Raw genomic sequence first — 5,446 nt, 5'->3', positions numbered from 1 at the left:
GGTCAAGTCCCGTGTTGTGGTGTCAATCCGGCTGCTTCCTTGATGGGTGAGGGTCAGGCGGTGAGGAACAGGTCGGGGCGCTCAGGCTCGGCGTGGTCTTGGAGTGTGTGGACGAGTTTGCGCATGGAGATGTCGGAGAGGTAGCGGCGTTCACCGTATTGCCATTCCTCGTGCTGCTCCTGCAGGACGGCGCCGATGAGGCGGGTGACGGAGTCGCGGTCGGGGAAGATCTGCACGACGTCGGCGCGGCGTTTGATCTCACGGTTGAGGCGCTCGATCGGGTTGTTGGACCAGACCTTCTGCCAATGCTCACGCGGGAGCGGCGCGAATCCGGTGAGGTCTGCTTCGGCAGCATTGAGCATGTCTGCGATCTCCGGGAACGACCCGCGGAGGGACGTGGAGACCTGGTGATACTGGGCGATCACGGCCTCGGGGGTGGTCTGCGCGAAGATCGTCGAGATCAGCGCGTTGACGGGCTTGGAGCGTGCCGATCCGAGCTTCTGGGTGACGTTACGAGCGAAGTGGACGCGGCATCTCTGCCAGCCCGATCCGGGGAGGATCGCTTTGACGGCGGCTTTGATGCCGGCGTGAGCGTCGGACGTGACGAGGGTCACGCCGAGCGGGTCTGTGTCGGTGGAGACTTTCAGACCGCGGTCGCGGAGGGAGCGGAGGAACTCGGTCCAGAAGTCCGTCGTCTCCGCGTCGCCGAGAGCCATCCCGAGGATCTCCCGACGGCCGTCGCCGCTGACCCCGGTCGCGACGATGAGGGCTTGGGAGAGAACCCGGCCACGGTGGCGCACGTCGAGGTAGGTGGCGTCCAGGAACAGGTACGGGAACCAGGTGTGATCGAGCCGGCGGTGCAGAAACTCGTGCACCACCTCATCGATCTCGGAGCAGATGCGGGAGACGGTGGACCGGCTGATGCCGGTGTCGTTGCCCAGCGCGCGGACGAGCTGGTCGACCTTGCGGGTGGAGACTCCGTCGATCCAGGCCTGGCAGATCACCGCGTAGAGCGCCTTGTCGACACGGCGGCGTGGGCTGAGCAGGCTCGGGAAGAACGACCCCTCCCGCAGCTTCGGAATCTGAATGTCGACCTCCCCCGCGGGCGTGGCGAGCGTCTTCGCGCGAGCACCGTTGCGACGCGTGGTGCGCTCCGCCGTGCGTTCGTAACGGGCCGCGCCGATCTTCGCGGTCGCTTCCGCGTCAACAAGGTCCTGCAGCCCCGCCTGCAGCATCCGACGGAACACGTCGGAATGGGCGAGGTCAGGATCGGCGAGGACTTCTGCGATCAGGGTCGTCAAGGCAGACTGATTCTGGGTCATCGTGGGATCTCTTCTTTGCTTCTTGGCGGAAACAACTGGTCATCCCACGATGGCCCTCCTACGTCAACGACGACGAGAACCCCGCAGGAATTGACACCAAGCTACGAGACGCACCCAACTTCCTTGGTCCTCAACCGTCTAATTGCTCTCGTTGGACGCGAGGAAGCGGAGCGTCAACGTGATGCAGCAACTGAACGTCTGATTACGCGACGGAGTGCGACGTCACGCGGAACCGATTCGGTGTTGGGCGGTGCCGTGTCGAGCATCGAAACGAACACTGCATCCATGCTGAAGATGTACGACGAGGCGATAACTCCCGGTATGACGCCGCTGGATACCGGGTTGGCCTCGATTGAACGGGACAGAGTAAGGGCGAAGCTTGGCCCAATCATCGCTGAGCAGCAACAGATCTTAGAGCGGATCAAGACGGCGTCGTTCGCGTATCTGATCGAGGTGGAAGCGCAGATCCTGGCCGGACAAGATATCCCTGATGCGGTCGCGGCCGGTCGATCGTTCGTCGAGGCTGAACTTGGCCGCCGCGTGCCTGCGGCACTCGATGCGCTGAAGTCTGCACAGGAGCGCCTCGCGACGGGAGACCATGAAGCGCTCAGCCAAGCGGCTGGCTCATGTCGACGAACGATCAAGGCTCTGGCTGATGCTCTGTTCCCGCCGACGAGTCCAACGAAGACCGAAGACGGCCTGACTGTATCCCTCGACGATGACCACTATCGCAATCGGCTGATCGAGTACGTGCGGCAGGAAAAGCGCCGTTCGACACACGCTGATCTGCTGATCTCGAACTTGAACGTATTGAGCACTCGACTCAAATCGCTCGACGATCTCGCAAGCAAAGGTGTTCATACACGGGTAAGCGCGGCCGAGGCCGAGTCCTGCGTGTCCTGGACGTACATGCTTGCCGCAGACCTACTCCGCGTAGCTCTGGATAGCGACGCGAACGCGCGCTGATTACTGAACCCGGTCGACCGCGTTCGCCCACACCCAGGTTCGGTGTTGTATCTCGCCGATGGTGAACTCGATGCCGACCGCTTTCTGCGTCCACCGGACCGCGCGAGCTCGCACCTGCATTGCATGTGCCCCGAACCTCACCCACGCGAGCACCTCGAGCGGCTGCGGCGACGTCGTCAGCGGGTAGACGTCGAGCCGCAGTTCCTTCTCGGTCAGCGACTGCAGCGGCTTGTCGGCGGCGACAGTCGCGGCGATCCGCTCGTCCATGCGTCGATCCAGCTGCGCCGCATAGCGCTTGTTCGTCCCGATGGCCGGCGCCCCTTCCCCGTGTTAGGCGCCGGCCACGCCAGGTGACGATGCTACGCCGAGACGGGGACACCGATCCACCCGACTTAGAACATCCGTCCCCCGACAGCGGACTCGAAGTCACTGAGATCGAGAATTGCTCTGCGAATAGCGCGCAGATCCTGGCTCGGCACGTCAACCGGCGCATAGTCATCTTCGCTATCGCCTATCGCGAGCGCCCCCGCTGGCGCGTTCTTTGTCAGCAAAAGGTCGACGTACGCGCCGTAGTCGATGCTCCACACGTTGTACCTGACGCCAGGATCATCCTGCGCCGAATAGCCCCGGCGAACCAGGTGTAGCACCCGCGCATCGAAGAGAGCAAGAATCAGAGAATTGTGAGAGTCGGTTTCTTTCACGAGGAACGCACGCGCGCGCTTGCCCCGAATAACCTTTTCCACGATCCAGTTCAGGAGAGAGTGTGCCTGCTCACGGCTTTCGAGCGGCTTCGACTTATCCGTTTGGAACCAATCTTTTGCGGCCTCCCGAATTGAAGGAACCGATACCGGATTCTGGCCTGCACGCGCGCCCGCCCGCGCCGCGATATAGAGCGCATCGCGCGGTACACCTTCCGCCGCTCTCACTAGCTCGTCAAACGCACGAGTGTCTACAAAGGCCTCTCGAATGAAACTCTTGGAGGTGAAGGAGACGCCGGAACCCCTTTCCGCCTCGATTGCTGAGACGTGCCGAGCGAACAGCGCGGAGAAGAAGTCGCGTGATCGTTCTTCATTACCTTCGTAGACGAGATAGTCGTCCAGATTGATGTGGGCTCCCATGTCCGCCCCGAGCTCAAATCCGACCAGTCGACCGCCGATCTCCTCTCGGAAGTGACTTTGCTGCTCGATCGCGGCGATCTTCACCGTGAACCGTTGAAGCGGCAACACGCACCTGAGTAGGAACTCCGCGAGGTACGGCTGCAAGTCCCGCGGCACACTGGACCACTCGTCTAGGAGAAGCCAAATGCGACGCGAACCCAACACTTCCGCTAGTTCACGGAGTGCTCGGGCGATGTCTGCGAAATTCAGCGCGGGGGACTCGCGGCCCGTTCGTTGTTCGCGCGGCCGCGTGCGGTTCGCGTCGCTAGCTCCGGTGGTGGCCGAAAGCGACGGGCCAGACGGGGAAACGCCGAATTGCAGTTGACCTTCTGCGGTCCGGGTGGTGTCGATCTCCTGCTCGTGCTGGACATCGCCGACGAGGCGGATCGACGTTATCGCCGTCAGCAGGGCATCGGCTCTAGTGACAAACCGTGCGTCCTCAATCAAGTCGTCTCTCATTGTCGCTTGCAGCAACTCGTCATGGAGACTTCCCAACAGATCTATCAATAGGCGCGTGGCGCGCTGCACTCGGCTGTCTTGTTCCCCTTCAGAGAAGACTCCCGTTGGGGACCCCAGCGTCCGCAGGTGGTCAAGTCCTGGGACGTGGTGTATCGGTGATCGTGTGATCCCTCGTGTCGAGGTCAGGCTGTGAGGGCCCGAAGGTCGGGTTCGATCACCTCCTCTGTGGTGGGTTCGCCGACGCGGCGTGCGGCGGCGAGGGCGTCGAGGCCGAGGTAGCGGCGTTGCTCGGCCCACTCGTCGTGTTGCTCGGCGAGGACGGCGCCGACGAGCCGGATGATCGCGTCGCGGTTCGGGAAGATGCCCACGACGTCGGTGCGGCGGCGGATCTCCCGGTTGAGGCGTTCGTTCGGATTGTTGGACCAGATCTGCCGCCAGATGCTCTTCGGGAACGCGGTGAACGCGAGGATCTCCTCACGTGCGGCCTCGAGGTGCTCGAACGACCTGGGGAGCTTGTGCTCGAGCGCGTCCAGGACGCGGTCGAACTGGGCGTGCACGGACTCCGCGTCGGGCTGGTCGAAAACCGTGCCCAGCAGGGTCTTCACCCATGGCCACGAGGACTTTGGGGTCACGCTCATCAGGTTCGCCGCGTAGTGGGTTCTGCACCTCTGCCAGGACCCGCCGACGGTCGCGCCGATCGCTGCGACCAGACCTGCGTGTGCGTCGGACGTGACGAGCTTCACGCCGGTCAGGCCTCTCGCGACGAGGTCGCGCCAGAACGTCAGCCAGCCGGCGCCGTCTTCGGTCGAGTTGACTTGCAGACCGAGGATCTCGCGGTAGCCGTCGGCGTTCACGCCGGTCGCGACCAGCACCGCGACCTTCACGACCCGGCCGCCCTCGCGGACCTTCATGGTGAGCGCGTCGGCGGCGACGAACGAGTACGGGCCGGCGTCCAACGGCCGGGTGCGGAACGCGGTCACCTGCTCGTCAAGGTCGCGCGCCATCTCCGACACCTGCGACTTCGACAGCCCGGTGATCCCGAGGGTCTTCACCAGGTCATCCATCCGACGGGTGGACACGCCGAGGAGGTAGCTGGTCGCGACCACGGTGGTCAGTGCGGCCTCCGCGCGGCGGCGGCGTTCCAGCAGCCACTCCGGGAAGTAGGTGCCCTGCCGGAGCTTGGGGATCTTCACGTCGATGGTCCCGGCGCGGGTGTCGAAGTCGCGGTGGCGGTAACCGTTGCGACGGTTCACCCTGTCGTCGCTGATCGTGCCGTAAGCGGCGCCGCAGATCTGGTCCGCGTCCGCGGATAGCAGCTGGTTGATGAACGTGCCGAGCATCTCCCGCAGCAGATCGGGAGACGCCTGCGCGAGGTGGTCTTCGAGGAAGCGGGCAGGGTCGATATCGTGGGGTGAGACGGTCATCGTCGGGGTCCTTTCGAGATGGATGTGAAGAGTTCTCTCGAAGGATCACGCGGTGACCGTCGCTACGTCCGCAGCGACACGGTCACCCGATCCGTACACCACCTTGCCGGACGCCACC

Annotated in this window: 5 protein-coding genes; 1 reads left to right on the top strand and 4 read right to left on the bottom strand. The window is 63.7% G+C overall.

Going from position 1 to position 5,446, the window contains the following annotated elements:
* Window positions 1-53 precede the first annotated feature (53 nt).
* The gene (locus tag CGU34_RS09505; protein ID WP_100809674.1) at window positions 54-1,322 is read right to left on the bottom strand and encodes an IS256 family transposase; all 1,269 of its coding nucleotides are present in this window, start codon (window positions 1,320-1,322) and stop codon (window positions 54-56) included.
* A gap of 285 nt (window positions 1,323-1,607) precedes the next feature.
* On the opposite strand from CGU34_RS09505, the gene CGU34_RS09500 reads away from it, so the two are divergent.
* A complete protein-coding gene (locus CGU34_RS09500) occupies window positions 1,608-2,288 on the top strand; it encodes a hypothetical protein (RefSeq protein ID WP_157811270.1) in 681 nt (226 codons plus the stop codon).
* On the opposite strand, the gene CGU34_RS09495 is transcribed toward CGU34_RS09500, so the two are convergent.
* The 3 genes from CGU34_RS09495 to CGU34_RS09485 form a co-directional block, all read right to left on the bottom strand.
* Entirely contained in the window at window positions 2,289-2,555 is a 267-nt protein-coding gene (locus CGU34_RS09495; protein WP_232711619.1) for a hypothetical protein, read from the bottom strand.
* 125 nt (window positions 2,556-2,680) lie between these two features.
* On the bottom strand, window positions 2,681-3,892 hold the full coding sequence (locus CGU34_RS09490) for a hypothetical protein (RefSeq protein ID WP_198517741.1): 1,212 nt from the start codon (window positions 3,890-3,892) through the stop codon (window positions 2,681-2,683).
* A gap of 194 nt (window positions 3,893-4,086) precedes the next feature.
* Window positions 4,087-5,328: an IS256 family transposase gene (locus tag CGU34_RS09485; RefSeq protein ID WP_100809640.1), complete on the bottom strand. Its 1,242-nt coding sequence runs from the start codon at window positions 5,326-5,328 to the stop codon at window positions 4,087-4,089.
* Window positions 5,329-5,446 lie beyond the last annotated feature (118 nt).

Origin of the sequence: Microbacterium lacus (assembly GCF_002812805.1) — a bacterium.
In the GTDB taxonomy this organism is placed as follows: Bacteria; Actinomycetota; Actinomycetes; order Actinomycetales; family Microbacteriaceae; genus Microbacterium; species Microbacterium lacus_A.
This window is presented reverse-complemented; position numbering and strand designations above follow the sequence as displayed.

Coding starts and splice junctions, on each gene's coding strand:
- CGU34_RS09505 (WP_100809674.1), bottom strand. CDS start 1,322: ATGACCCAGAATCAGTCTGCCTTGACGACCCTGATCGCAGAAGTCCTC.
- CGU34_RS09500 (WP_157811270.1), top strand. CDS start 1,608: ATGCTGAAGATGTACGACGAGGCGATAACTCCCGGTATGACGCCGCTG.
- CGU34_RS09495 (WP_232711619.1), bottom strand. CDS start 2,555: ATGGACGAGCGGATCGCCGCGACTGTCGCCGCCGACAAGCCGCTGCAG.
- CGU34_RS09485 (WP_100809640.1), bottom strand. CDS start 5,328: ATGACCGTCTCACCCCACGATATCGACCCTGCCCGCTTCCTCGAAGAC.